Genomic DNA, 25852 nt, shown 5'->3' with positions numbered 1-25852 from the left:
GGGCTGCACCCTGCCGGAAAAGGACGACCACAACATCGCCGGTGCGCGTGACATCGCCGACCGCCTGATGGCTTCCTTCGGCTCCATGCTGCTGTACTGGTACCACTTCAGCCACAACGGCAAGCGCATCGACGTGGAAACCGACGACGACTCCATCGGCGGCCATTTCCTGCACCTGCTGCACGGTGAAAAGCCGTCCGAGCTATGGGTGAAGGCGATGCATACCTCGCTGATCCTGTACGCCGAGCACGAATTCAATGCATCCACCTTTACGAGCCGCGTGATTGCCGGTACCGGTTCGGACATGTACTCCAGCATTACCGGTGCCATTGGCGCGCTGCGCGGCCCCAAGCACGGCGGTGCCAATGAAGTGGCGTTTGAAATCCAGAAGCGTTACGACAATCCGGATGAAGCCGAGGCTGACATCAAGGCCCGCGTGGAACGCAAGGAAGTGGTGATCGGTTTTGGTCACCCGGTGTACACCATCTCCGACCCGCGCAACAAGGTGATCAAGGAAGTGGCGCGCAACCTGTCCGCCGCCGCTGGCGACAGCAAGATGTTCGACATTGCCGAGCGCCTGGAAAGCGTGATGTGGGACATCAAGAAGATGTTCCCCAACCTGGACTGGTTCTCCGCCGTGTCCTACCACATGATGGGCGTACCGACTGCCATGTTCACCCCGCTGTTCGTGATTGCCCGTACCAGCGGCTGGAGCGCACACGTGATCGAGCAACGCATTGACGGCAAGATCATCCGCCCGTCGGCCAACTACACCGGCCCGGACGATCAGGCTTTCGTGCCGCTGGCACAACGCTGATGGTCAGGGGAGCTAAGCCGCAAGGATAGCTCCCCGCTTTGCTTCCACCCTGAGAGTTTTAGCGACGCCATGAACAAAAACTACCGCACCCGATTGCCCGGCAGCCAGCTGGACTACTACGACACCCGCGCCGCCGTTGACGCCATTGCGCCCGGCGCCTATGCCACCCTGCCCTATACCTCGCGCGTACTGGCCGAGCAACTGGTGCGCCGCTGCGAACCGGAACTGCTGACCGACGCGCTCAAGCAACTGATCGAACGCAAACGCGACCTGGACTTCCCCTGGTATCCGGCGCGCGTGGTGTGCCATGACATTCTGGGCCAGACCGCACTGGTCGACCTGGCCGGTCTGCGTGACGCCATTGCCGACAAGGGTGGCGACCCCTCGCTGGTGAACCCGGTGGTGCCGACCCAGTTGATTGTCGACCACTCGCTGGCCGTGGAGTGCGGTGGTTTCGACCCGCAGGCTTTCGAAAAAAACCGCGCCATTGAAGACCGCCGTAATGAAGACCGTTTCCACTTCATCGAGTGGACCAAGACTGCCTTCAAGAATGTGGACGTGATTCCGGCCGGCAACGGCATCATGCACCAGATCAATCTGGAAAAAATGTCGCCGGTGATTCAGGTGCGCGACGGCGTGGCCTTCCCCGACACCTGTGTCGGCACCGACAGCCACACCCCGCACGTGGATGCGCTGGGCGTGATTGCCATCGGCGTGGGCGGCCTGGAAGCGGAAACCGTGATGCTGGGCCATCCTTCGATGATGCGTCTGCCGGACATCGTCGGCGTCAAGCTCACCGGCCAGCGCCAGCCCGGCATTACCGCCACCGACATCGTGCTGGCGCTCACCGAGTTCCTGCGCAAGGAGCGCGTAGTCGGTGCTTATGTGGAATTCTTTGGCGATGGCGCTGCCAGCCTGTCCATCGGCGACCGTGCCACCATCTCCAATATGTGCCCGGAATATGGCGCCACCGCTGCCATGTTCTATATCGACCAGCAAACCATCGACTACCTCAAGCTGACCGGCCGCGAAGCCGAGCAAGTGGCACTGGTGGAAAACTATGCCAAGGTGAGCGGCCTGTGGGCCGACAGCCTGGCAAGCGCGCAATACGAACGCGTGCTGGAGTTCGACCTGTCCAGCGTGGTGCGCAATATGGCTGGCCCGTCCAATCCGCACAAGCGCCTGCCCACCTCGGCACTGGCCGAGCGCGGCATTGCGGTTGACCTGGACAAGGCCCGCGCCGAAGAAGCCGAAGGCCTGCTGCCGGATGGCGCGGTCATCATTGCCGCCATCACCAGCTGCACCAACACCAGCAACCCGCGCAATGTGGTGGCTGCCGGCCTGCTGGCCAAGAAAGCCAATGAACTGGGCCTGCTGCGCAAGCCGTGGGTGAAGACGTCGTTTGCTCCGGGCTCCAAGGTGGCCAGGCTGTATCTGGAAGAAGCCGGCCTGCTGCCGGAACTGGAAAAGCTGGGCTTTGGCATCGTCGCCTATGCCTGCACCACCTGTAACGGCATGTCCGGCGCACTGGACCCGAAAATCCAGCAGGAAATCATAGACCGCGACCTGTACACCGCCGCCGTACTGTCGGGCAACCGCAACTTCGATGGCCGTATCCACCCCTATGCCAAGCAGGCCTTCCTGGCCTCGCCGCCGCTGGTGGTGGCCTATGCCATTGCCGGTACCGTGCGCTTCGACATCGAAAAAGACGTGCTGGGCGTGGTGGATGGCAAGGAAATCCGCCTGCAGGACCTGTGGCCGTCCGATGATGAAATCGACGCCATCGTGGCGCGCTGCGTGAAACCGGAGCAGTTCAAGCAGATCTACATCCCGATGTTCGATCTGGGTCAGGTGGAAGAAGCCAAGAGCCCGCTGTACGACTGGCGTCCGATGTCCACCTACATCCGTCGTCCGCCCTACTGGGAAGGCGCACTGGCCGGGGAGCGCACGCTCAAGGGCATGCTGCCGCTGGCGGTGCTGCCGGACAACATCACCACCGACCACCTGTCGCCGTCCAACGCCATCCTGCCCAGTTCGGCTGCCGGTGAATACCTGGCCAAGATGGGCTTGCCGGAGGAGGACTTCAACTCCTACGCCACCCACCGTGGCGACCACCTGACCGCCCAGCGCGCCACCTTTGCCAACCCGCAACTGGTGAACGAAATGGCCGTGGTGGATGGCGCAGTGAAGAAGGGTTCGCTGGCGCGTATCGAGCCGGAAGGCAAGGTCACCCGCATGTGGGAGGCCATAGAAACCTATATGGCGCGCAAGCAGCCGCTGATCATCATTGCCGGTGCCGACTACGGCCAGGGCAGCTCGCGTGACTGGGCGGCCAAGGGCGTGCGGCTGGCCGGGGTGGAAGCCATCGTGGCCGAAGGCTTCGAGCGCATCCACCGCACCAACCTGGTGGGCATGGGCGTGTTGCCGCTGGAATTCAAGGCGGGCAGCAACCGCAAGACACTGGGCATCGACGGCACCGAGAGCTACGACGTGAAGGGCGACATCTCGCCGCGCTGCACGCTGACACTGGTGATTCACCGTCGCAATGGCGAAACGCTGGAAGTTCCGGTCACCTGCCGTCTGGATACCGCCGCCGAAGTGCGGGTGTACCAGGCTGGCGGCGTGCTGCAGCGCTTTGCCCAGGACTTCCTGGAGTCCACCACCGTTTGAGTTTTGCTGCTCCCGGCCTGCGGGTATGTCCCTGCCGGCAGGCCGGACCCAGAGCAGCCCCAAACCGCAGGGCGGCGCGAAATCGGTTTCGCAGCCGCCCTGCTGCTTGCCACCCTATTCCGGCAATGCCTGTTGACGGCCTTGCCCACAGCATGACAGGAGAGACTGCATGGCCCATGCTCCACAAATCCGCATTCCTGCCACCTATATCCGTGGCGGCACCAGCAAGGGGGTGTTTTTCCGCCTGCAAGACCTGCCTGCCGCGGCCCAGCAGCCCGGCCCGGTGCGCGATGCCATCCTGATGCGGGTGATCGGCAGCCCCGATCCCTACGGCAAGCAGATCGACGGCATGGGCGGCGCCAGCTCCAGCACCAGCAAGACAGTGATCCTGGCCAAGAGCAGCCGGCCCGATCACGATGTGGACTACCTGTTTGGCCAGGTGGCCATCGACAAGGCCTTTGTCGACTGGAGCGGCAACTGCGGCAACCTGTCCGCCGCCGTCGGCTCCTTTGCCATCATGAGCGGACTGGTCGATGCCAGCCGCATTCCGGCCAATGGCGTGGCCACGGTACGCATCTGGCAGGCCAATATCAGCAAGACCATCATCGCCCATGTACCCATCACCAACGGTGAAGTACAGGAGACCGGCGATTTCGAACTGGACGGCGTCACCTTCCCGGCTGCCGAGGTACAGCTGGAATTCCTCGACCCGGCCGACGAGGGCGAAGGCGATGGCGGCGGCGCGATGTTCCCCACCGGCAATGTGGTGGACACGCTGGATGTTCCGGGCGTGGGTAGCTTCCAGGCCACCATGATCAATGCTGGCATCCCCACCATCTTCCTTAACGCAGCAGAACTGGGTTACAGCGGTAGCGAACTGCAGGAAGCCATCAATGGCGATGCCGCCGCACTGGCCCGCTTTGAAACCATCCGCGCCCACGGTGCCATCCGCATGGGCCTGATCAAGGACCTTGCCGAAGCGGCCACCCGCCAGCACACCCCCAAGATTGCCTTTGTCGCCCCGCCGGATGGCTATACCGCTTCCAGCGGCAAACAGATTGCTGCCAGCGACATCGACCTGCGCGTGCGCGCCATGTCCATGGGCAAACTGCACCACGCCATGATGGGCACCGCTGCGGTGGCCATCGGCACGGCTGCGGCCATTCCCGGTACGCTGGTAAACCTTGCCGCCGGAGGTGGCGAACGCCAGTCGGTGCGCTTTGGCCACCCCTCCGGCACCCTGCGCGTAGGTGCGGAAGCCAAGCTGGTGGACGGCCAATGGCAGGTCAGCAAGGCCATCATGAGCCGCAGCGCCCGCGTGCTGATGGAAGGCTGGGTGCGTATTCCCGGCGACAGTTTCTAAGCGCTGAAATCAGCAAATCAGCCAACAAGAATGGCCACCCCTGGGTGGCCATTTTTCATTGGGTAATGGCCAGCATCAGCCTGCCACCACCACCCGGTTGCGCCCGGCACGTTTGGCCTGATACAGCGCCATGTCAGCCTGCTTCACCCAGGCGGCCTTGTCGGCCATCAACAGCGAGGCACCCGCCACCCCCAGGCTCAGCGTTACCGTGATATCGGCCTGACTGGCATGCACCGTGCGTGCCGCCATTTGCTGACGCAGGGTTTCGGCCAGCAGCGCGGCATTTTCCAGAGTGCAATCGGGCAGCACCAGCAGGAACTCCTCGCCACCGTAACGGATGGCGGTATCGTGCAGGCGCATATGCTCCTGCAACACCATGGCTACCTGTGCAATCACCAGATCGCCCACATCGTGGCCGAACTCATCATTCACCTGCTTGAAATGGTCGATATCCAGCATGATCAGCACCGCTTGCTGGCCGGAGTGCTGGCAGCGCAACCACTCCTGCTGCAACACTTCGTCACCGGAACGGCGATTGAGCAGGCCGGTCAACCCGTCCAGCCGCACCAGTTGTGCCAGATAGGTATTGCTCTGTTTCAAGGCATCCAGCAGTTGCTGGTTGCGCCCTTGCCAGTGCAGGAACAGGCGGTAGGCAAAAAAGGCATTGAACAGCACGATCAGGGCGAACACCCAGAAGAACACCCAGCCGGTCTGGGTCATCACCAGCGCCGCCTGGTGCACTTCCGGAGCCAGCCCCCGTTGTAACTGCCCCAGCAACAGGCTGCTGCCCAGGCTGAGCGACAAATAGCCAAACACCAGTACCCCGACGCTGACCAACACCAGCAGCACCACCACCAGATGGCGCGATTCGCCATCACTGCCCTGCACCTGCGGCAAGCGCGCATACAGCCAGCGCTCGGTCCGCAGCCAGGACCACGCCAGGATAGGTCCCACCAGCAACAGGTTCTGCAGGAAAAAGCCTAGCCACCAGCCTTGCCAGATGGGCAGCAATTCCGACAAAGGCTGATGATTGCTGTAGGTCCAGATCAGCGCGCCGCTGGAGCTGAAAATGCTGCCGGCAAAGGAGAGCTGGACAAAATGCAGCAGCGACTCCAGGCTGCGCAGTCCACGCATTATCGGCAGGGCCCGAAACCCCAGGGCAATCACTGCCACGCCCAACGGGTCGGCAAAGGCAAACAGTACCGCCCACTGCCAGGCCATGCCGGCATACAAGGCCAGCGACAAGGTGGTGAGATAGGCTGGAATCGCCCCCCACCACCAGCCAATGCACAAACTCCACCACAGGCTGATCAGCAAGGCCGGGTAGACGGTGATATACACCGTCACCCCACCAAATTGCAGTGGCATGCCAGACCAGTTATCCACCACCGACAGCACACCCAGCCCCAGCGAAACCAGCAGACTGCCCAGCCACGCGCCAAACAACAGCCAGCGCTCACGTACCGACAGCTGTTGCCACAAACGCCAGGGGCTGGCAAAGGATGCGCGTGCACTGGCAAAAGCCGCAGGAACGGACAGCACGGAAGATGAGGAGCCGGCAGCGTCGGTATTCATGGTGAATCAAGGCTCACAACGGGATTGAAAAATCATTCTGCCTTGCCACCAACACTGGGCTGGGCGGCGGAACAAACCTGGAACACAGGCAAGGCGCGGCAGTGACATTAGCATAATTAACCCTTGCTCAGCAGGGATATTGCACCCGACTGCGGCATTACCCCTGCCCAGTTGCGACAGACGCATGATATTGCATGGACAGCTGTTGCATATTGACTGCACACCCGGTCTCATACCAGTCTGGACATGAAAAAACCCGGCCAAACCGGGTTCATGCACGCCATGTCCAAACCGGATGGCATTCAGACCGTGTCCGCCATGCTCTCGCCCAGACGCACCGGTCGTGCCGGTTGCCAGTCCTGCTCAAAATGCAGGCCAGCCGTGGCCGGGAACAGCAACACCACTGTAGAGCCCAGCTGGAAACGGCCCATCTCCTCGCCCTTGCGCAGCGTGATTTGCTGGTCCTGATAATCCCAATGCTGAATGCGGCCCGGACGCGGCGGATTGACAATACCGTGCCAGACCGTGCCCATGCTGCCAACGATGGTGGCGCCCACCAGCGTCAGCACAAAGCGGCCATGCGGGCCTTCGAATTCACACACCACCCGCTCGTTACGGGCAAACAGTCCGGGCACGCCACGCGCAGTAGCCGGGTTCACCGAAAACAGCGCACCAGGCACATAAGTCATGCTGAGCAAACGTCCGTCGCACGGCATGTGAATGCGGTGGTAATCACGCGGGCTCAGATAAATGGTGGCGAACTGGCCGTCCTGATAGCGTGCCGCCATCTCGGCATCACCACCCACCAGCGCAGTGGTGGAGTAAGCATGGCCCTTGGCCTGGAAGATCTGATCAGCGTGAATGGCACCAAACTGGCTGATGGCACCATCCACCGGACAAATCAGCGCGCTAGCCGCCAATGGCCGCGCCCCGGCACGCAGCGGGCGGGTAAAAAACTGGTTGAAGCTGGGATAGCTGCTGATATCCGGATTGGCCGCTTCGGCCATGTTCACCTGATAGCGTCCGACAAACCAGCGGATGACCGCCGTGGTCAGGCTGCCGGCTTCGGCACTTGCCAGCTTGCCGGCCAGAATGGTTAAAGCCTGCTTGGGCAGAAGATATTGCAGCCATACGGCAAAGCGTTCGGACACGATGTAAAACCTTGAATGCGGACAGCCGCACATTATAAGCCGGACTGCCAGTGAATGCGAAACGGCAAGCTGCAATTGCCTGCGCAGCAGATCACTGACCGTCAGCACTGGAAAGCCATGGATGCGCTAACTAGAATGCAGACGGGCTTTACCTCTTCTGCCCCCTTTCCTCACACAAGGAACCACGATGAGCACACTGAACGTTCTGGCCATTTGCGGCAGCCTGCGCCGTGCCTCCACCAATATGGGTCTGCTGCGCTACGCCAAGGCACATGCGCCAGCCGGCATCCAGATCGAAATTGCCGACATCAGTCAGGTCCCGTTCTACAACGCCGACATCACTGAGAAACCGGCCGCAGTGCAACAACTGCTGGCTCAACTGGCAAAGGCTGATGCCTTGCTGCTGGGCTGCCCGGAATACAACTACTCCATGGCACCTGCGTTGAAAAACGCACTGGACTGGGCCTCGCGCGAGCCAGAAAACAAACTGCTGGCAGGCAAGGCCGTGGCCATTGTGGGCGCTGGCGGCGGCATGGGTACTTCACGCGCGCAGTACCACCTGCGCCAAAGCTGCGTCTATCTGGACCTGCACCCGCTGAACAAGCCGGAAGTGTTTGCCAATGCCTTTGCCGGCGGCTTTGATGCCGAAGGCAACCTCACCGACGAGCGCCTGCAAGGCCTGGTGGTGCAGCAGCTGGAAGCATTGCAAGCCTGGGCCGCCCAACTGAAAGCCTGATCGCACCGCAGCACGCCCTGCGCTGTTCCACACCCGGCTGCGGGACAGCGCATTATCTTGTTTTTACTCAATTTTACCTCCATCCTGCCGATATACAGACATCTGCCGCAAGCCATACGGCACGCAGACCCGGCGCCATGCACAGGCTGGCGTCCTTCTCCGTTTTCAGCAGGAGCCTCCCATGACCGTCAACAGCGTCAACAGCAGCCTGTTGCTGAATGCCAGCTACAGCAGCAGCACCATTACCGACAGCAAAACCGGCAACAGCATCAGCAGCAGCAGCCTCACCGTGGACGAAGTGGTCACGCTGGGGCAAAACAGTCAGGACAACAGCGCCCTCACCTATGGCAAACCGACCACGGGCAGCAGCACGCCGGTGGATGTACCAGCCTTGCTGGCCAAGTCCAACCAGCAGGTGTCGGACTTCCTCAAGCTGCTGGGCAATCTGGTCCAGCAGCAGGGCCTGCAATGGAACAAGGTGGTGAGCGGCGAACAAAAACTGACTGTAGACCCGCAGACCAAGGCCGAAGCCACCCAGGCAGTGTCGGAAGATGGCGAGCTGGGCATCAAGAACACCGCGCGGCGCATTCTGGACTTTGCCCGGCTGGGCATAGGCAACGACCCCAGCAAGATAGATACCATTCGCGCTGCTGTGCAGCAGGGCTTTGACGAAGCCAAGAAGGCATTTGGCGGCAACCTGCCGGACATCAGCAACCAGACGCGGGATGCCATCATGGCTACGCTGGATGACTGGCAGAAAAACGGCCTGCCGAGCAATAACGACTACACGCTGATCCGCCCGGACTTGCAGCAGGACCAACAGCAGGCCACACAAAACGCGAGCAGTTGAAGCATGCCCGCAGTCCGTGACCGGGCTGCGGGAACACCAGTCGTGTCAGTAAATATCGCGGCCGAAGTACTGCACGCTCAGCTTCTTGAAAGTGCCATTGGCGCGCACGGCGCTGATGGCCTTGTTCAGCTTGTCCAGCAAGGCCTTGTCTTCCTTGCGCACCGCCATGCCGGCACCGGAGCCCAGCACCTCGCGCTCAGCAGCGTTGTCACCATTGATGGACGGGCCGACAAAGGCAAAACCCTTGCCCGGTTCGCTCTTGAGAAAACCCGCTTCCACTTGCAGCTCGTCCTGGAAGCTGGCATCCAGCCGGCCATTCACCAGGTCGGCATAGGCCTTGTCCTGATCCTCATAACGCACCACATCCATGCCGCGCGGTCCCCAGAACTTGCTCAGGTACATGTCGGCCGTGGTGCCACGCTGCACGCCCACCCGCTTGCCTTTCATCCCCTCCACCGTAAACCTGAGCGGACTGCCCTTGGCGGCAATCAGCCGCTGCGGCGTACGGAAATAGCGCTCGGTAAAGCTGACTGTTTTGGCCCGCTCGGCGGTAATGGTCATCGACGACATGATCACGTCGTACTTCTTGGCCATCAGCCCGGGAATGATGCCATCCCAGTCCTGATTGATCAGACTGCAGCGGGCTTTCATTTCCTTGCACAGGGCAGCTGCCAGGTCTGCCTCGAAGCCGACGATCTGCCCCGCCGGGTTCAGCGATTCGAACGGCGGATAGGTGGCATCCATGCCGATACGCAGATTGTTCAGGTCCGTCGCTCCCGCTTGCAGGGCGACAGCAGACAACAACACGGCACACCAGGATTGCAGCTTCATCTTCATTCCTCCGGACTGGGTGAGTAGACAAACGCACGACAAGGGACGGCTTGGTGTTATCACGCCACACCAGTCAAGGAGCGTGGCGGTAGGGCAAAAGGGTTCTGACCATCAGCAGAGGTCACGCTCCAGCAACAACATGTCGTCGAAGCGTTCCTGACGGCGGATCAGGCGGTACTGGCCGGGCCCGTCAATCAGCACGGCAGCGGAACGCGGCTGGGCGTTGTAGACCGTCTGGTTTTCCAGCTGGTAGGCACCCACATCCAGGAAGGCCAGCACATCACCCGGCGCACTGGCTTCGGGCAGCAGGAACTGCTCACCCAGCGGGCCATGGCGGAAGTAATCGCCACCATCGCACAAGGGGCCACCCAGCTTGACGGGCTGATTGTGGCTGTCCGTCATGCGGCTGGCGTTGTAGACATAGAAGTACCAGTCCTTGTAATCCGGAATGGCATTGAAGCCGGCATCCAGCATGCACCACTGCACCTGGCCTTCCACGCTGCCATCCTCGCGCAACAGGGTTTTGCGCTTGGCGGTCACCATGCGGGTAAGCAATACCCCGGCACTGCTCACCACCTTGCGGCCCGGCTCGATACAGATTTCGATATCGTCACGCCAGGCGTGTACTTCGCGGATGACGGCAGCGGCAAATTCATTGGCGCCGATTTGCGGCTGCATATTGTCCGGCCCGCCCAGGCCACGGTCGGTGGCGTAGCGGTATGGTGCCGGAATGCCACCACCGACATTGATCATGTCAAAGCGCACACCCAGTGCCGCTTCCAGCTGACGGGCACAATCCACCAGCACGCGGGTGGCCGCGCCAAACGGCTCGGCATCTGGCACCTGGTCACCCACATGCATGTGCAGGCCGCACAGCTGCACATAGGGCATGTCCAGTGCCTGACGGCAAATGCCTTCGGCATCGGCCAGATCCACCCCGGACTTGGCGCGGAATGCCGTCATCAGGCCTTCATGGGTGGCGGCCTTGACGTTGGGCTCCACCCGCAGGCAGATGCGTACCGGAATTTGCAGCTGACGGCTGATGCGGTCGATGGCCAGCAATTCGTGCTCGCTGTCGACATTGATGGCATGCAATTGCTGGCGAATGGCGAATTCCAGTTCCTCATCACGCTTCACCACGCCGTTGTACACAATCTGGCTGCCGGCAAAACCAGCGGCCAGACAGCGGCGGATTTCATTGGCCGAATTGGCCTCGATGCTGATGCCGGATTCGCGCACCACCTGCAATACCGCCAGCAAGGAGCAAGCCTTGGAGGCGTAGCAGATGCGGGTATTGGCATGGCTGGCAAAGGCCTGCTTGATTTCGTCGACATTGCGGCGGATTTCCGGCGCGGAATACACGAATAGCGGTGCGCCGAATTCTGCGGCCAGCGCGGCCAGCCCCACCCCCTCCATCTGCAACTGTCCATCAGCAGCAGACAGACGGCGGTCGTGTTGCAGGGTGTATTGCCGTTGGGAATCGAAATCGTGATGCATGTGCGCTCCGTCATGTTGTGTTGTTTGTTGCCAAACATACGGAAATCGCCTAGTTTTCACGAACGAATAATTGGCATTAAACCATTCCATTCCGTCATGAATGAAACCCACCACCTGCCCTCGCTCACCGCCTTGCGCGCCTTTGTCACCGTCATCGACACCGGCAGCTTTACCGAAGCCGCACGCCGCCTGTTTCTGACCCAGGGTGCCATCAGCAAGCAGATCAGCCTGCTGGAGCAGCACTACGCCACCGCGCTATTGCAAAGGCAGCACCGGCAGATACGCCCGACACCGGCAGGCCAGACCCTGCTGCCGGTGGCGCGTGAGGTGGTACAAAAACTGAAGGAAGTGGACAGGCAGATCAAAACCCGCAGCGACATCCTCAGCCTGCAGGTATATGTGAGCTTTGCCGTACGCTGGCTGATGCCGCGGCTGGGCAGTTTTTACCAGCAGCACCCGCTTACCCAGCTGCGCATCGACAGCATGGTGTACGAACCGGAGGTGCTGGACCCGGACAGCCATCAGGCCTATATCCTGTTCGGGCGCGGACAATGGCCGAACATGCAGGCCGAGCTGCTGTTACCCGAGGTGCTCAGCCCGGTGTGCTCCCCTGCCATGCGGACTGAACTGTCCGGTGTGGACAGCCTGGCGGGCCACACCCTGTTTCACACCACTCGCGACTATGAGGAATGGGTTGCCTGGCTGGATACCCGGGGCATACACACACTTGCCGCCTACAAGCATCAAGTGGTGGACTTGCACCACCTGGCGTGGACGGCGGCCGCCAGTGGGCTGGGCGTGGCGATCGGTGACATGGCCTTGCTGCAGGACGAGCTGGAACAAGGCCGGCTGGTCTGCCCTTTCGACAAGCCACTGCATACCGGTTCCGGTTACTGGCTGGTCTACCCGGAGAGCTATGCCGAGCATCCGGGCCTGCAGGATTTGCTGTCATGGCTGCGCGAGCAGGCTGGCGGCATTTGCCACGCGCCATAGAAAAAGCCCGGCTTGGAGGCCGGGCGACAAGTCAACAACACAGGAGAAATCACAAAGGCAAATGCGTGGACAGGGCATTGAGCTTGCGCAGTGCCTGACGGAAACGGGTGTGGGCGCGGGATACGGTGGATTCGCTGATATCCATCTGCTGGGCGGCGAAGTAGCCGGTCATGCCTTCTACTTCCATCAGCCAGACGGCTTCACGCGAACGCTTTTTCAGGCCGATCAGGTCGGCTACCTGATTGAAATCGTCGAGTTTCATGGCGCTGATCTCCGACATCATGGGGTGGGGGAATGATGCTCCAGCCAGTGCAGCAGACACTGGCAACCCCGGTAAAACCACTTGCCGGGGCCGGTAAATTCAGCATAGATGCTTGCAAAAAAAATGCACGGACAGTTTTGCAAGCGGGAAGAAAGACCAGGCTGGCTCAGCGGCCCCTTGCGGCCAGCCAGTCCAGCATGCCTTGCCCGGCGGCGCGGCCACTGGCGAGGCACGCGGTCAGCAGATAGCCGCCGGTAGGGGCTTCCCAGTCCAGCATTTCACCGGCGCAGAACACGCCCGGCATGTCTTTTAGCATCAGCCTTGCGTCCAGCGCTTCCAGGCGTACTCCGCCCGCTGTGCTGATGGCTTCGTCGATGGGCCGGGTGGCATGCATGGTCAGCGGCAAGCGCTTGATACCCGCCGCCAGCTGCTGCATGTCGTTGAATGCCTCTTTGCTCAGACACTCGCGCAGCAGGCCCGCCCTCACCCCTTTCAGGTTCAGGCGGCTTTGCAGATGGCTGGACAGCGAACGCGAGCCGCGTGGGTGTTTTACTTCCGCCGCCACCTGCTCGGCACTCTTTTGTGGCAGCAAATCCAGATACACCGTGGCACTGCCATTGGCCAGCAAGCTATCGCGGATGGGTGCGCTGAAGGCATAGATCAGATTACCTTCCACCCCGTGGCGGGTGACCACGCATTCCCCGGTCTTGCGCACGGTATGACCAGCCAGATCGGTAAACTCCAGCAGCACCGACTTGAGCGGCTCTCCGGCAAACTTGTCGGCAAAGTGGCTGCTCCAGTTGCAGTCAAAACCGCAATTGGCCGGCAGCAAATCGCGCACCGCCACACCGCGTTCGGCCAGCACGGGCAGCCAGCTGCCATCCGAACCCAGCTTTTTCCAGCTGCCGCCACCCAAGGCCAGCAGCACGGCATCATGACGGGCTTCCAGCTCTCCATCCGGCGTGGCAAAGCGCAGCGCGCCTTGATCGCCCCAGCCTAGCCAGCGATGGCGCACCCGGAATTGCACCCCGGCCTCACGCAAGCGTGTCAGCCAGACGCGCAACAGCGGTGCAGCCTTCATCTCGCGCGGGAATACCTTGCCCGAGCTGCCGACAAAGGTTTCCACCCCCAGACCATGCACCCATTCACGCAATATGTCGGCATCGAAATCCTGCAGCCAGGCGGCGACCTCGTTTTCCCGTTCGCGATAGCGGCCGAGAAAGTCAGCCTTGGGTTCCGAATGGGTGATGTTCATCCCCCCCACGCCGGCCAACAGGAATTTGCGCCCCACCGAGGGCATGGCGTCATACACCGTCACCGTCACACCAGCCCGGGATAGCACCTCGGCTGCCATCAGGCCGGACGGACCTCCGCCAATGATGGCAACACGTGAACAAGATGGGGATGACGACATGACAACTCCTGCAGCAAGAACAAGGCAAAACCGGCGGGCCGGTCGACAGAGGGCGGATTGTTGCAGAAAACCCGCGTTCGCCCAAGCCACATCGTATCCATACTGCAAATGGGGAAAAATTTTGTTTTAGACCAAGCACAGTTAATATGACGTGCGTTACGCTGGCCGTTGTGGCAGGTCGAGACGGCCTGGATAAAAACATAAGCAACAACAAAAGGAGGCGGGGCTCCCGTACATATAATGAAAAAATTTTCCGAATGGCCAATCTGGCTGCGTCTGACCAGCGCCATCTGGTGCTGTCTGGTAGTGGCATGGAGCGGGCTGATTGCCTGGGAAACCACGGTCAGCCGTGATATTGCGGTCTCGCAGGCCAAGGACCTTGCCAGCAGCATGAACGAAATGACGCTGGCAGGCCTCACCGGCATGATGATGACCGGCACCGTGGGCCAGCGTGATGTGTTTCTGGACCAGATCAAGGAACTGTCCGCCGTGCGCGAACTGCGTGTGGTACGCGGCGACGCGGTCAACAAGCAGTTTGGCCCCGGCAATGCCGGCGACAAGGCGCACGCTGCGGACGAAGCAGAAAAGACCGCCCTTGCCAGCGGCCAGCCCTATGTGGCCATTGAATCCAGCCCGCAACTGGGCGAACACCTGCACGTGGTGTACCCCGCGCGCGCAGCCAGCAATTACCTGGGCAAGAACTGCATCAGCTGTCACCAGGTGAGCGAAGGTACCCCGCTGGGCGCCGTCAGCATGCGCATTTCACTGGAAAAACCCTACGCTTCGGTAGCCCAATTCCGCAACCAGAGCATCCTGTTTGCCGTCATCGCCTCGTTGCCGCTGATGCTGGTGGTGTTCCTGTTCATCCGCCGCTTTGTCACCCGGCCGCTGCAAGCCATGGCAGGTGGCCTGGCTGAACTGGCCAAGGGCGAAGGCGACCTGACGCGCCGGCTGGAAGTGCGCCATCAGGATGAAATTGGCAAGACTGCCAGCCTGTTCAACCAGATGCTGGGTTCCATTGCCGAGCTGGTACGGCAGGTTGGCACCGCTGCGCGCAGCGTGGCTTCGTCTTCCGGCCAGCTGAGTCAGGGCGCGGAACGACTGGCCGAGGGTTCGCAAGCCCAGAATCGCCAGTCGCAGGATGCAGCGCAGGCGGTGGAGCAACTGGCCCAGCATATTGGCGACATTGCCCGCCATGCCGAACAGGTACTGCAACAGTCGGATGAAAGCCTGCAACGCTCGCAGCAGGGCCGCCAGAACCTGAGCCGCTTGCAACAGCAGGTTGGCGAAATCCAGCAAGCCGTCACCATGATGTCCGAAGCGGAAACCGAGCTGGTGCAATCTACCGCCGCCATCACCGGCATGACGCAGCAGGTGCGCGACATTGCCGAACAAACCAATCTGCTGGCCCTGAATGCCGCCATCGAAGCGGCACGAGCCGGCGAAGCCGGACGCGGCTTTGCCGTAGTGGCGGACGAAGTGCGCAAGCTGGCGGAAAAATCCGCCCTGTCGGCGCGCGAAATCGACAGCGTCACCGACGCGCTGAACAACAAGACCGAAGCCGTGCGCGATGCCGTGGCCGCCAGCCTGTCCTCCTTGCAGGCCAGCAATCAGTCGGCGGCACAGGTGGCCAGCGTACTGGATGCAGCCAATGACTCGGCGGTGGCAGTCCGTAATGGCCTGCAACAAATCGTGCAGGTGACCGAACAGCAGCGTGAAGCCAGCGAACGCGTGACCCGCAATATCGACAGCATTGCCCAGCTGGCCAATACCAACGACTCCGCCATCCAGCACACCGTGCGCTCGGCAGAGGAGCTGGAACAACTGGCAGGCGGACTGAACGACTCGGTGGCCCGATTCAGGGTGTAGCAGACCAGCAAGAGCAAGCAACGCCAGTGCGCCCCGGCCCGCTGGCGTTTTTTGTGTCTACCAGCGCGGTACAGCCACATCCGCAACAGCCGGTTTGGCCAATGCGCCGTCTGCTGTTACACTGCCAGCCCGTTTCTGTCGTGAATATCGCCAAGTCCGTGAAAAAAATCGCCTTTTCCAGCCTCACCGGGCTGCCTGAAGCCCTGCTCTCCAACCTGGACAGCCTCGGTTACCACAGCATGACCCCCATCCAGGCCGAAAGCCTGCCGGTGATTCTGGACGGACGCGACCTGATCGCCCAGGCCAAGACCGGCAGCGGCAAGACGGCCGCCTTCGGCCTTGGCATCCTGGCCAACATCAATCCGCGCTGGTTTGCCGTACAGGCACTGGTACTGTGCCCCACGCGCGAACTGGCCGACCAGGTGGCGCAGGAAATCCGCCGACTGGCACGCAGCATCGACAATATCAAGGTAGTGACCCTGACCGGCGGCTCGCCCATGGGACCGCAGCGTGCCTCGCTGGAGCATGGTGCACACATCGTGGTGGGTACGCCTGGCCGGCTGCAGGATCACCTGTACCGCGAATCGCTCAATCTGGCCGGGGTGAAAACCCTGGTGCTGGACGAAGCCGACCGCATGATTGACATGGGCTTCATCGAGGAAATCGTCGGCATCGTGCGCGCCTGCCCGCGCCAGCGTCAGACCCTGCTGTTCTCCGCCACCTACCCGGACACCATCCGCAAGGCCAGCGCGCAGTTCCTGCGCCAGCCGGTGGAAGTAAAGGTGGAAGCGCTGCACAGCGGCGACCATATCGAACAATGGTTCTACAAGGTGAAGCCGGAAACCCGGCTGGAAACCGTCACCCGCATTCTGCAGCACGTACGCCCGGCTTCCGCGCTGGCCTTCTGCAACACCAAGGAGCGCTGCAAGGAGCTGGTGAAAGACCTGCAAAGCCGTGGCTTCTCCGCGCTGGCGCTGTATGGCGATCTGGAACAGCGCGACCGCGACCAGATCCTGCTGCGCTTTGCCAACAAGAGCACCACGGTGCTGGTGGCCACCGACGTGGCCGCACGCGGGCTGGACATCAAGGAACTGGACCTGGTGATCAATGTGGACGTGAGCCACGACCCGGAAGTGCACATCCACCGCATTGGCCGAACCGGCCGTGGCGAGTTACATGGCCTGGCCATGACGCTGACCTGCGAAAGCGATGCCCGCCGTCTGGTGCAGATCGAGGACTACCAGAAGGCCCCGCTCACCTGGGCGGAAGTGGAGGAACTGACCCCGGCACCGGGCGGCCAGCTGATTCCGGCCATGGTGACGCTGGAAATTGCCGGCGGCAAACGTGACAAGCTGCGCCCGGGTGACATTCTGGGCGCGCTCACCGGAGATGGCGGCATTGCCGGCAGCCACGTGGGCAAGATCAACGTGCTGGAAGGTGCCAGCTTTGTCGCCCTGCAGCGCGACATCGCCCAGCAGGCTTTTGAACGCCTGTCGGTCAGCAAGATCAAGGGCCGTCTGTTCAAGATGCGCTTTGTCGAATAAGCCTTGCGCAACGCACCATGCAAAAGCCACCCTGCGGGGTGGCTTTTTTGTTTTCCGACAGAGAGCCAGAAGCTGCTCAGAGTCTGTTCAGAAGGGTTTGTCACCCAGAATCGTGGCCCGGTGCATGATGCGACGGTTGGGACGGTAATCGTCCACCGCATAATGACTGGTGGAGCGGTTATCCCAGAACGCCACATCCCCGGCCTGCCAGCGCCAGCGGATGGTGAATTCCGGCCGCGCCTGATGGGCAAGCAGGAAGGCCAGCAAGGCCGCGCCCTCTTCTTCCGGCAACTCGTTGATTTCAGTGGTGAAACCGCCATTGACGAACAGACCCTTGCGACCGCTTACCGGATGGGTGCGCACCACCGGATGGCTTAGCGGCGGATTGTCGCGCCGCGTCTGTTCCCATTTTTCCCGGTCGGCCGGGGTCAGGCCAAAGCGCTTGAGCGGGAAGGTCTTGGTGAAGTCATGGGTGGCGGTCAGCCCTTCCAGCAAGGTTTTCAGCCGGTCGGACAGCGCATCCCAGGCAGCAAAGCTGCTGGCCCACAGCGTGTCACCGCCGAACTCCGGCAGCAAGCGCGCGGCCAGCACCGCAGCGGCAGGCGGTGTTTCGATGAAGGTGACATCAGTGTGCCAGATGGCATTGTCCTTCAGGTCGAAAGCGTCGGTGTCCAGAATCATCACCTGCGGTGCATCCGGATGTTGCGGGTAGATGGGGTGGGTGTGCAGATCGCCAAAGCGGGCGGCAAAGTCGCGCTGCTGGCGCGGGCTGATGTCCTGATTACGGAAGAACAGCACCTGATGTTGCAGCAGGGCCTGCTGTATCTCCTGCTGCAGGCTGTCAGTCAGCGGCTGTGCCAGATCCACACCTTCGACAATCGCACCCAGAGCCGGGGACAAACGGGTAAGAGTCAGACTCATCTTCTATTCCTTGCAGTATTCGGTTCTGGCCGCCGCCTCTGGCAGTGGCCATGAAATCTTTAGTCCAGCTGGCCATGCCAGGGGGCGAGGCGTCGCTGCAACAGGCGCAAGCCCAGCTCCAGCGCAAAGGCAATCAACGCGATGACGGCAATGCCCAGAATCACCACATCAGTCACCAGAAACTGCGCCGCCGACTGCACCATGAAACCCAGCCCGCGGGTGGCCGCCACCAGCTCTGCCGCCACCAGGGTGGACCAGCCGGTACCCAGGCCGATGCGGATGCCGGTGAGGATTTCCGGCAAGGCCTCGGGCAGGATGACAAACCACAGCAACTGGCTGCGGCTGGCCCCCAGTGTCTGGGCGGCACGCAGGCGGTTACGGCTGACCTGTGCCACACCATGACTGGTGGCAATGATGACCGGGGCCAGCACCGCCAGGAAAATCAGCAACACCTTGGACAACTCGCCAATACCGAACCAGATGACAATCAGCGGCAGATAGGCCAGCGGCGGCACCGGGCGATAGGCTTCAATCAGCGGGTCCAGCAGGCCACGTGCCACCGGGCTGACGCCCATCAGCACACCCAGCGGGATACCCAGCAACACCGCTGCCAGCAAGGCCAGCACGATACGCTGCAAGCTGGCCGCCAGGTGCTGCCACAAGGTGGCATCCATGAAACCCTGGGTACTGACGGTGATCAGCTTGGCAACCACCGCTTCGGGTGCGGGCAAAAACAGCGGCGGCACCATGCCGCTGTGCGACAGCCCCCACCAGCCGCCCAGCACCGCCAGCAGGCTGATCAGGCTGAGCCAGCCGCGACGGTATTGCCGCCAGCGGGAGCTACCGGTGCGCGGGCTGCTGGCCGGCAGTTCGTCCGGTACGGTTTTGCTGACGGCGACATCAGCCAGTTTTTGTTCCAGTGTCTGTTCCAGTGCATTCATGCGGCAATCTCCTCGGCCTGACGGCGATGGTCGAACAGGGTGGCCAGCAATTGCTCGCGCAGCGCGATGAAGGCCGGATCGGACTTGATGGCCCGCGCCGATTCACCGGCACGGTAACGCTGGCTGAAGCCCGGGCGCAGGGTCTCGACTATGCGGCCCGGCCCCGGCGACATCAGCACCAGTTCGGTGGCGAGAAACAGCGCCTCTTCGATATCGTGGGTGATCAGGAAAATGCGTCGCCGTGCCTGCTGCCACACCTTGAGCAGCAGTTCCTGCATTTGCTCACGGGTAAAGGCATCCAGTGCGCCAAAGGGTTCGTCCATCAGCAATACTTGGGAATGGCTGGCCAGTGCGCGGGCAATCCCCACGCGCTGACGCTGGCCGCCGGACAGCTGCCAGCTGTAGCGACTGCCAGCTTCCGGCAGGTCCACCAGGCGCAGCACCTCGTCAGCCCGCGCCAGCCGTTCGGCCTTGGCCACACCTTGCAGACGCAAGCCAAACGCCACGTTGTCACGCACGGAAAGCCAGGGCAGCAAGGCGTCGTGCTGAAACACCACGGCGCGGTCCGCACCCGGCCCGGTCACCCGGGCTTCACCAAAGCGCACCTCGCCGCCATCCGGCTGGACAAATCCGGCAAACAGGTTCAGCAAGGTGGTCTTGCCGCAGCCGGACGGCCCCAGTGCCACGGTCAAGTCATCCGGACCGATATCCAGCGACACTTCGGACAAGGCGGGCCGGTCCTGACCGGGATAGCGCACGCTCACCTTGTTGGCGGAGAGGATGGCCATGATTATTTCGCTGCCTTCACAAACTGGTTGCTGACATAGGGGCTGTAATCAGCCTGCAAGCTGTCAACCTTGCCTTGCGATTTCAAAAAGGCTGCGGTATTGGCCACGGCCTGCACGAAAGGCTTTTGCAGCAGGGCGATCTGGTCTTTCTGGGTGAGGAAGCGGTTACCCTGCAAGCCCAGCACCACGTCGGCCGGAGCTGCACCGGTCAGGCGGCTGATCTTGTCGATATTGTCCTTGTTGGCGATAAAGGCCTTGGGATTGGCCACATAGCCGGCGATGGCATCCAGCGATACCTTGGCAAACTTGTTGACGAATTCCGGATGGGCATCGGCAAAGTCCTTGCGCACGATCCAGATATCGTAAGTCGGGGCGCCCCACTTGGAGACCTGTGCCGAGCTGGTCAGCACCTTGCCGTTAGCCTTGATCTTGCCCAGTGCCGGGTCCCACACGTAGGCGGCATCAATGTCGCCACGCTGCCAGGCTGCGGTGATTTCACTGGGGCGCAGGTTCAGCACATTCACCTTGGTCGGGTCGACCTTCCAGTGCTTGAGCGAGGCCAACAGGCTGTAATGAGTGGTGGATACATAGGGCACGGCCACTTTCTTGCCAATCAGGTCCTGCGGCTTGGCAATCTTGCTGCCATTGCGCACCACCAGTGCCTCGGCATCACCGATTTCATCGGCCACCAGGAAAGTGACAATGGGCAGGCCACGGCTGGCGGCAGCGGCCAGCGGACTGGAGCCCAGGTTGCCGATCACCACGTCGCCCGAGGCCACGGCGGCAATCACTTCCGAACCGCTTTCAAACTTGCGCCAGTTGATCTGGGTGCCGGTGGCCTTTTCATAAGTACCGTCGGCTTGCGGAATCTTGGTAGGGTCGATGCCGGTCTGGTAGGCGATGGTGACTGCATCACCGGCATGGGCAAGGCTGCCGAACAGGGCAAGGGAAGCGGCGATAAGGGAGAGGCGAACCGTCTTGGTCTTGGCTTGTGTCATGGTGTTTTCCGTTATTGGTGGGTTTGTTTGCTGGAGACCAATCTAGCAAGCAGCCATCGGAAAACTAAGCAAGAAAAAACGGTTTACTTAGCAAAAAAATGCAATAGGAAAAACCTGACAGTAATCACAAAAACAGCTGAAAACCCAGAGAGCCGGCCAAAACCGCACAATCGGCTTGATGTGGAGCAAACAGGGGGCAAAGTTTGTTCCGCGGCTATTTAAACCAGAGCGCAGAGAAAATACCATGCAGTTAAAAGCTGGCTTTTCAATTAACAAGGCCCAGGCACTTGTCAGTGCAAATACTTCAGCACGACAGGCTGAAGCGCAGTAAAGTCATTAAAAATCAAAACAACAGCTTCAATCAAAGAGAACAACCCAACGGTAGCCGGAGACTTTAATGTTTGGTGCAGCAAAGAACAGACGTATCCAGGAATTAGAGCAGCAAGTCGCACAGCTGGAACAACAAGCACGCCTCAATCAAACCCGCCTGCAGGAAAGTGAACAAGCCCGCCAGCAAGCCGAGCAACAGCTGTCCAGATTGCAACTGACCAGCCAGCGCAATGACAGCTATATCGAACCCTTTGGTGATTTTTGCAGCAGCCTCGCCAGCATCCGCACCTCGTTTGCCGACCTCGCCACCCTGATGGAAAGCAATTTTGGTGCTGCCGCCGATGCAGTCACCACCCTGCACGGCACCCGTGGCGCAGTGGACACCCTGGCACACAGCTTTGATGAAATTGCCCAGGCACAGCAGAAAACCGCTGAATCCATGGACTCGCTCAACAGCAAGACCGGGCAGATCCGCCAGTTCGTGCAGCTGATCAAGGACGTGGCAGATCAGACCAATCTGCTGGCCTTGAACGCCGCCATCGAAGCCGCCCGTGCCGGTGAACAGGGCCGTGGCTTTGCCGTGGTGGCCGACGAAGTACGCAAGCTGGCCGAGCGCACGGCCAATGCCACCAATGAAATTTCCAGCCTGGTGGGCGATGTGGAAAGCGCCTCGCACAGCACCAAGCAACAAGTGACCGAAGCAGCTGCGCAGGTAGCCGGTTACCGTGAAACCGGCATTGAAACCGCCAATGCCATCCGCAGCATGGTGGATGTCAGCGAACAGATGGCGCGGGTGATTGCCCAGGGCACCAACACCAGCTTCATGGAAGTGGTGAAGCTGGACCACATCGTGTTCAAGCTGGATATCTACAAGGCCTTCATCGGCTATCACGACCTGCATGCCGACAAGGTGTCCTCCCACCAGCATTGCCGTCTGGGCAAGTGGTATTACGAAGGCCGCGGCGCACAGGAATGCAAGGGCAACAGCAACTACACCCAGCTGGAAGCGCCGCACGCCAATGTGCACAACTTCGGCAAGGAAGCGCTCAACGCCTTCCACGCCCACGATTTTGCCAAGGCACAACAGGCACTGCGCCGCATGGAAGATGCGTCCAGCCAGGTGATGGACATCCTGACCGACATGGAAAACCAGCCCTGTACCCGCAAGATCTGAATCACTTTGTCAGCCGCCTGAAGCCGGTCCTTGACCGGCTTTTTGTTTAACCGTCATCGGCGACAAAGCTGGCGCGCAAGGCCGCAATATGCGCCGGGCCGGTACGGCAGCAGCCACCAATCAGCCGCGCCCCGGCAGCACGCCAGCGCTGCGCCAGTGCAACAAAACCCTCCACACTGGCGCTGCCCTGCCAGCAGTGCCGTTCCGTATCCCAGTGCTCGCCGGAGTTGGGGTAGGCCAGCAAGGGCCTGGAAGTAACGCTGGCCGCTTGCCCCAACAGTGCCTCCAGCAGCCGGGGATCGGTACAGTTCACCCCCAGCGCCACCACTTGCGGCACAGCGTCCAGCATGGCCATGCAGTCGGCCAGCCGCTCGCCCTGCCATACATGTTCTGCATCCCGGCAACTGAAGCTGATCCAGGCCGGCGTGGCGGGAAATTCCTGCTGCAGCAAGCGGGCCAGCGCTTCGGCCTCCTGCGGGCAAGGAATGGTTTCGCAGGCCAGCAAGTCGGCCCCGCTGGCAGCCAGCACGGCCAGCCGTGGCCGGTGAAAATCCATCAGCTGCGCCACGCTCAGGCCATAATTACCCCGGTATTCCGCGCCATCCGCCAACATGGCCCCGTAAGGCCCGACCGACGCTGCCACCAGCGGCGCTGTCGCCCCTTCCGGCTGGCCGGCCATGAAGCGTTGGCGCGCCTGCAAGGCCAGATCCACCGACAGCTGCATCAGCCCGGCGGCTTGCTGCCGGTCCAGGCCACGCCGGGCAAAGCCCTCAAAACTGGCCTGGTAGCTGGAGGTGGTGATGATGTCGGCCCCGGCCTGCAGATAGTCCAGATGCAGCCGGGCGATGGCCAGTGGCGCTTCCAGCAATACGCGTGCCGACCACAGCGGGTCAGCCAGATCAAAACCGCGCGCCTCCAGCTCGGTGGCCAGCGCACCGTCCAGCAACAGGCAATCGCGTTGCGCCAGCCTGTCCTGCAGCACCGTCAGGCCCGCCCTGCTCATGTCGCCGCTCCCGTTTTTTGCTGCATGCGCTGGCGCAAGGCTTCGATGGCATAGCGCACTTTAGCCGGCTGGGCATCGCGCCGTGGCGTTACCACGAAAATCCCCAGGGCAGGCAAGCGCCATTGCGGCAGCACACGCAGCAAGCGCCCATCGGCCAGTTCCTGCCGCACTTCGGGCTCCGGCTGTATCGACAGGCCCATGCCGGCCAGCACAAACTGCCGCGCCGCCAGAATGTTATTGCTGCTCACCCGCCGCTCCACCATTGGCCGCTCTACCTCGCCAGCTGCATTTTCCATGGTCAGCCAAGTGTGACTGCGCTCATGGTCCAGCATCACCCATTGGTGCTGTTCCAGTTGCTGGGGCGTGGTGATGGCCGGATGACGCGCGAGATAAGACGGAGCGGCGCACAGCACGCTGTCCCAGTCCGCCAGATGGCGCGCCACCAGCGAGGAGTCCTTCAGATCCCCGGCACGCAAGGCAAGGTCGATGCGGTGCTGTACCAGATCAATCATTTCGTCATGAAAGAACAGCTTCAGGCTCAGGCGCGGATGGGCCGCCAGCAAGGGGGCCAGTGCTTCGGTGAGCATGGGCCCGGCAAAGCCGGTGGGGGCGGACAGGCGCAATTCGCCCACCGGGGCGTCACGCATTTCGTTCAGGCGCTGCTCGGCCAGGCGCGCAGCGGCCAGCATGTCGGCGCAGCCCTGGTAAAACAGGCTGCCGGCTTCGGTCAGGGTCAGGCTGCGCGTGGTCCGGTGCAGCAAGGACACGCCATGTTCCGACTCCAGCTTGCTGATGTGCTGGCTGACTGCCGATGGCGTCATGCCCAGCGCACGTGCCGCCGCCACCATCGAGCCCTGCTCCACCACGGTGGCAAACACTGCCATACGGCGCAAGATATCCATATTATTAAGTTTGGCTAAGTTATTAATGCCAGTATCAGCTGATTATCAGCAGGACGGCAAGTCATTACACTGCGATTCATTCACTATCCACACAAAGGAATGCAAAATGAAAATCGCTCTGATTGGTGCCACCGGCTTTGTCGGCTCTGCCGTACTGCAAGAACTGCTGGCCCGCCAGCATCAGGTTTCGGCCATTGTCAGCCGTCCGGAACGCCTGCCCGCCCACCCGCAACTGACAGCCGTCAAGGCCGATGCCTATGATGCCGACGCCATTGCCCAGGCCGTTGCCGGACACGATATGGTGATCAGCACCTTCAACCCCGGCTGGGACAAGGCCGACATCCGCGCCCTCTTCCTCAAGGGCCATGCCGCCATTGTTGCCGGCGTGAAACAGGCAGGGGTGAAACGTTTTCTGGAAGTGGGCGGTGCCGGCAGCCTGTATGTGGCACCGGGCGTGCAACTGATCGACACCCCGCACTTCCCCGCCGAATACAAGGAAGGTGCCGAAGGCGCCCGCCAGGCACTGGCAGACTTGCAACAGGAAACCGTGCTGGACTGGGTATTCCTGTCGCCACCGGCGCTGCTGGCTCCGGGCGAGCGCAGCGGTCAGTACCGTCTGGGGGGCGATGCACTGCTGATGGATGGTGAAGCACCCGCCGGCATCAGCGTGGCCGACCTTGCCGTAGCCATTGCCGACGAGGTGGAAACGCCACGCCACAGCCGCCAGCGCTTTACCGTCGCACACTGATTTTCCCGCGTACCCGCCTTGGCCGCCTTGCTCCTGCAGGCGGCTTTTTTCATGGGCCCGCGCATGCTGCAACCGCACATCAAAACCCGCACCAATATTGGCGTTGACAGCCATTCCCGGCTTATCTACAGTGCCAGCCAGCCGTAATGGATGGCGCAGGAGAGATCACCCCGGAGGTGACGCCGAAGGGGTATCGCCCCAGAAACTCTCAGGCAAAAGAACTGCATCATCATCTGGCTCTCTGGAGAGAAGACCCGGGCCTGTTTGCTGCCCTGCGGTCTCGCCGAAGGAAGGTCGCACACCGACCATAATCTCTCAGGCAAAAGGACAGAGGGGGCGAAGACTGCGCCATGCCTGCGCGCAGGCTGTCCGGCTGAATTCAAGGGGCAAGCCCCGGCCGTTAGCCACCGCCCGGCACCAGCAGACCTGCGCCCGCTCGCCAACCCCCACCCGGTTACCGGACTTGACGCTTCAC

Annotated in this window: 22 protein-coding genes and 1 riboswitch; of the genes, 10 read left to right on the top strand and 12 right to left on the bottom strand. The window is 61.5% G+C overall.

Annotated elements, in window-relative coordinates; translation table 11 throughout:
• The 3 genes from JHD62_RS12065 to prpF form a co-directional block, all read left to right on the top strand.
• Positions 1-817 (top strand): citrate/2-methylcitrate synthase (locus JHD62_RS12065; protein ID WP_199103105.1); only part of this gene is annotated, 817 nt, incomplete at its 5' end.
• A gap of 69 nt (positions 818-886) precedes the next feature.
• Positions 887-3487 carry a Fe/S-dependent 2-methylisocitrate dehydratase AcnD gene (acnD, locus tag JHD62_RS12060; RefSeq protein ID WP_199103104.1) on the top strand — a complete coding sequence of 867 codons (2601 nt, stop codon included), beginning with the start codon at positions 887-889 and terminating at the stop codon, positions 3485-3487.
• Between the two features lie 169 nt (positions 3488-3656).
• A complete protein-coding gene (prpF, locus tag JHD62_RS12055) occupies positions 3657-4850 on the top strand; it encodes a 2-methylaconitate cis-trans isomerase PrpF (RefSeq protein ID WP_199103103.1) in 1194 nt (397 codons plus the stop codon).
• Between the two features lie 75 nt (positions 4851-4925).
• Here the strand turns inward: prpF and JHD62_RS12050 are convergent, their stop codons facing one another.
• Positions 4926-6425, bottom strand: a complete 1500-nt coding sequence (locus tag JHD62_RS12050) for a GGDEF domain-containing protein (protein ID WP_199103102.1) — start codon at positions 6423-6425, stop codon at positions 4926-4928.
• Between the two features lie 302 nt (positions 6426-6727).
• Positions 6728-7576, bottom strand: coding sequence for an archaetidylserine decarboxylase (asd, locus tag JHD62_RS12045; RefSeq protein ID WP_199103101.1), 849 nt, complete (start codon positions 7574-7576; stop codon positions 6728-6730).
• A 187-nt stretch (positions 7577-7763) separates the two neighbouring features.
• On the opposite strand from asd, the gene JHD62_RS12040 reads away from it, so the two are divergent.
• Together JHD62_RS12040 and JHD62_RS12035 are read left to right on the top strand one after the other, a co-directional pair.
• Complete coding sequence (locus JHD62_RS12040; RefSeq protein WP_199103100.1) at positions 7764-8312, top strand: NADPH-dependent FMN reductase; 549 nt, start codon at positions 7764-7766, stop codon at positions 8310-8312.
• A 181-nt stretch (positions 8313-8493) separates the two neighbouring features.
• Positions 8494-9162, top strand: a complete 669-nt coding sequence (locus JHD62_RS12035; RefSeq protein WP_199103099.1) for a hypothetical protein — start codon at positions 8494-8496, stop codon at positions 9160-9162.
• A gap of 45 nt (positions 9163-9207) precedes the next feature.
• On the opposite strand, the gene JHD62_RS12030 is transcribed toward JHD62_RS12035, so the two are convergent.
• Both JHD62_RS12030 and lysA read right to left on the bottom strand, forming a co-directional pair.
• Positions 9208-9993, bottom strand: a complete 786-nt coding sequence (locus tag JHD62_RS12030) for an ABC transporter substrate-binding protein (RefSeq protein WP_052694230.1) — start codon at positions 9991-9993, stop codon at positions 9208-9210.
• Positions 9994-10104: 111 nt separating this feature from the next.
• Positions 10105-11490 carry a diaminopimelate decarboxylase gene (gene lysA, locus JHD62_RS12025; RefSeq protein WP_199103098.1) on the bottom strand — a complete coding sequence of 462 codons (1386 nt, stop codon included), beginning with the start codon at positions 11488-11490 and terminating at the stop codon, positions 10105-10107.
• Positions 11491-11586: 96 nt separating this feature from the next.
• Between lysA and JHD62_RS12020 the strand changes: the two genes are divergently transcribed.
• Complete coding sequence (locus tag JHD62_RS12020; RefSeq protein WP_199103097.1) at positions 11587-12483, top strand: LysR substrate-binding domain-containing protein; 897 nt, start codon at positions 11587-11589, stop codon at positions 12481-12483.
• Positions 12484-12532: 49 nt separating this feature from the next.
• On the opposite strand, the gene JHD62_RS12015 is transcribed toward JHD62_RS12020, so the two are convergent.
• Both JHD62_RS12015 and JHD62_RS12010 read right to left on the bottom strand, forming a co-directional pair.
• Complete coding sequence (locus JHD62_RS12015) at positions 12533-12745, bottom strand: sigma factor-like helix-turn-helix DNA-binding protein (protein ID WP_045847980.1); 213 nt, start codon at positions 12743-12745, stop codon at positions 12533-12535.
• A 166-nt stretch (positions 12746-12911) separates the two neighbouring features.
• On the bottom strand, positions 12912-14159 hold the full coding sequence (locus JHD62_RS12010; protein ID WP_199103096.1) for a TIGR03862 family flavoprotein: 1248 nt from the start codon (positions 14157-14159) through the stop codon (positions 12912-12914).
• Positions 14160-14399: 240 nt separating this feature from the next.
• On the opposite strand from JHD62_RS12010, the gene JHD62_RS12005 reads away from it, so the two are divergent.
• Positions 14400-16028, top strand: coding sequence for a methyl-accepting chemotaxis protein (locus JHD62_RS12005; protein ID WP_199103095.1), 1629 nt, complete (start codon positions 14400-14402; stop codon positions 16026-16028).
• 158 nt (positions 16029-16186) lie between these two features.
• Positions 16187-17572, top strand: a complete 1386-nt coding sequence (gene dbpA / locus JHD62_RS12000) for an ATP-dependent RNA helicase DbpA (RefSeq protein WP_199103094.1) — start codon at positions 16187-16189, stop codon at positions 17570-17572.
• A gap of 87 nt (positions 17573-17659) precedes the next feature.
• Here the strand turns inward: dbpA and tauD are convergent, their stop codons facing one another.
• Genes tauD through tauA form a run of 4 tightly spaced genes read right to left on the bottom strand, consistent with a single transcriptional unit; the run spans position 17660 to position 21220 of the window.
• A complete protein-coding gene (gene tauD, locus JHD62_RS11995; protein WP_062787079.1) occupies positions 17660-18493 on the bottom strand; it encodes a taurine dioxygenase in 834 nt (277 codons plus the stop codon).
• 59 nt (positions 18494-18552) lie between these two features.
• A complete protein-coding gene (gene tauC / locus JHD62_RS11990; RefSeq protein WP_199103093.1) occupies positions 18553-19434 on the bottom strand; it encodes a taurine ABC transporter permease TauC in 882 nt (293 codons plus the stop codon).
• The gene (gene tauB / locus JHD62_RS11985; protein WP_045847932.1) at positions 19431-20222 is read right to left on the bottom strand and encodes a taurine ABC transporter ATP-binding subunit; all 792 of its coding nucleotides are present in this window, start codon (positions 20220-20222) and stop codon (positions 19431-19433) included. The genes tauC and tauB overlap by 4 nt, the downstream gene beginning before the upstream one ends.
• Before the next feature lie 2 nt (positions 20223-20224).
• Entirely contained in the window at positions 20225-21220 is a 996-nt protein-coding gene (gene tauA / locus JHD62_RS11980) for a taurine ABC transporter substrate-binding protein (RefSeq protein ID WP_199103092.1), read from the bottom strand.
• Between the two features lie 397 nt (positions 21221-21617).
• Here tauA and JHD62_RS22985 point away from each other — a divergent pair, with 397 nt between their 5' ends.
• Positions 21618-22724 carry a methyl-accepting chemotaxis protein gene (locus JHD62_RS22985; protein WP_199103091.1) on the top strand — a complete coding sequence of 369 codons (1107 nt, stop codon included), beginning with the start codon at positions 21618-21620 and terminating at the stop codon, positions 22722-22724.
• 46 nt (positions 22725-22770) lie between these two features.
• On the opposite strand, the gene mmuM is transcribed toward JHD62_RS22985, so the two are convergent.
• Together mmuM and JHD62_RS11965 are read right to left on the bottom strand one after the other, a co-directional pair.
• A complete protein-coding gene (gene mmuM, locus JHD62_RS11970; protein ID WP_199103090.1) occupies positions 22771-23727 on the bottom strand; it encodes a homocysteine S-methyltransferase in 957 nt (318 codons plus the stop codon).
• Positions 23724-24611, bottom strand: a complete 888-nt coding sequence (locus tag JHD62_RS11965) for a LysR family transcriptional regulator (protein WP_199103089.1) — start codon at positions 24609-24611, stop codon at positions 23724-23726. The genes mmuM and JHD62_RS11965 overlap by 4 nt, the downstream gene beginning before the upstream one ends.
• 124 nt (positions 24612-24735) lie before the next feature.
• Between JHD62_RS11965 and JHD62_RS11960 the strand changes: the two genes are divergently transcribed.
• Positions 24736-25377 carry an NAD(P)-dependent oxidoreductase gene (locus tag JHD62_RS11960; protein ID WP_199103088.1) on the top strand — a complete coding sequence of 214 codons (642 nt, stop codon included), beginning with the start codon at positions 24736-24738 and terminating at the stop codon, positions 25375-25377.
• Between the two features lie 146 nt (positions 25378-25523).
• Positions 25524-25611: riboswitch (glycine riboswitch) on the top strand.
• Positions 25612-25852 lie beyond the last annotated feature (241 nt).

The sequence above is a fragment of the Aquitalea sp. ASV11 genome, assembly GCF_016429185.1.
Classification (GTDB): domain Bacteria; phylum Pseudomonadota; class Gammaproteobacteria; order Burkholderiales; family Chromobacteriaceae; genus Aquitalea; species Aquitalea pelogenes.
The sequence above is the reverse complement of the archived record's forward strand: the minus strand, read 5'-3'. Positions and strand labels throughout refer to the sequence as shown.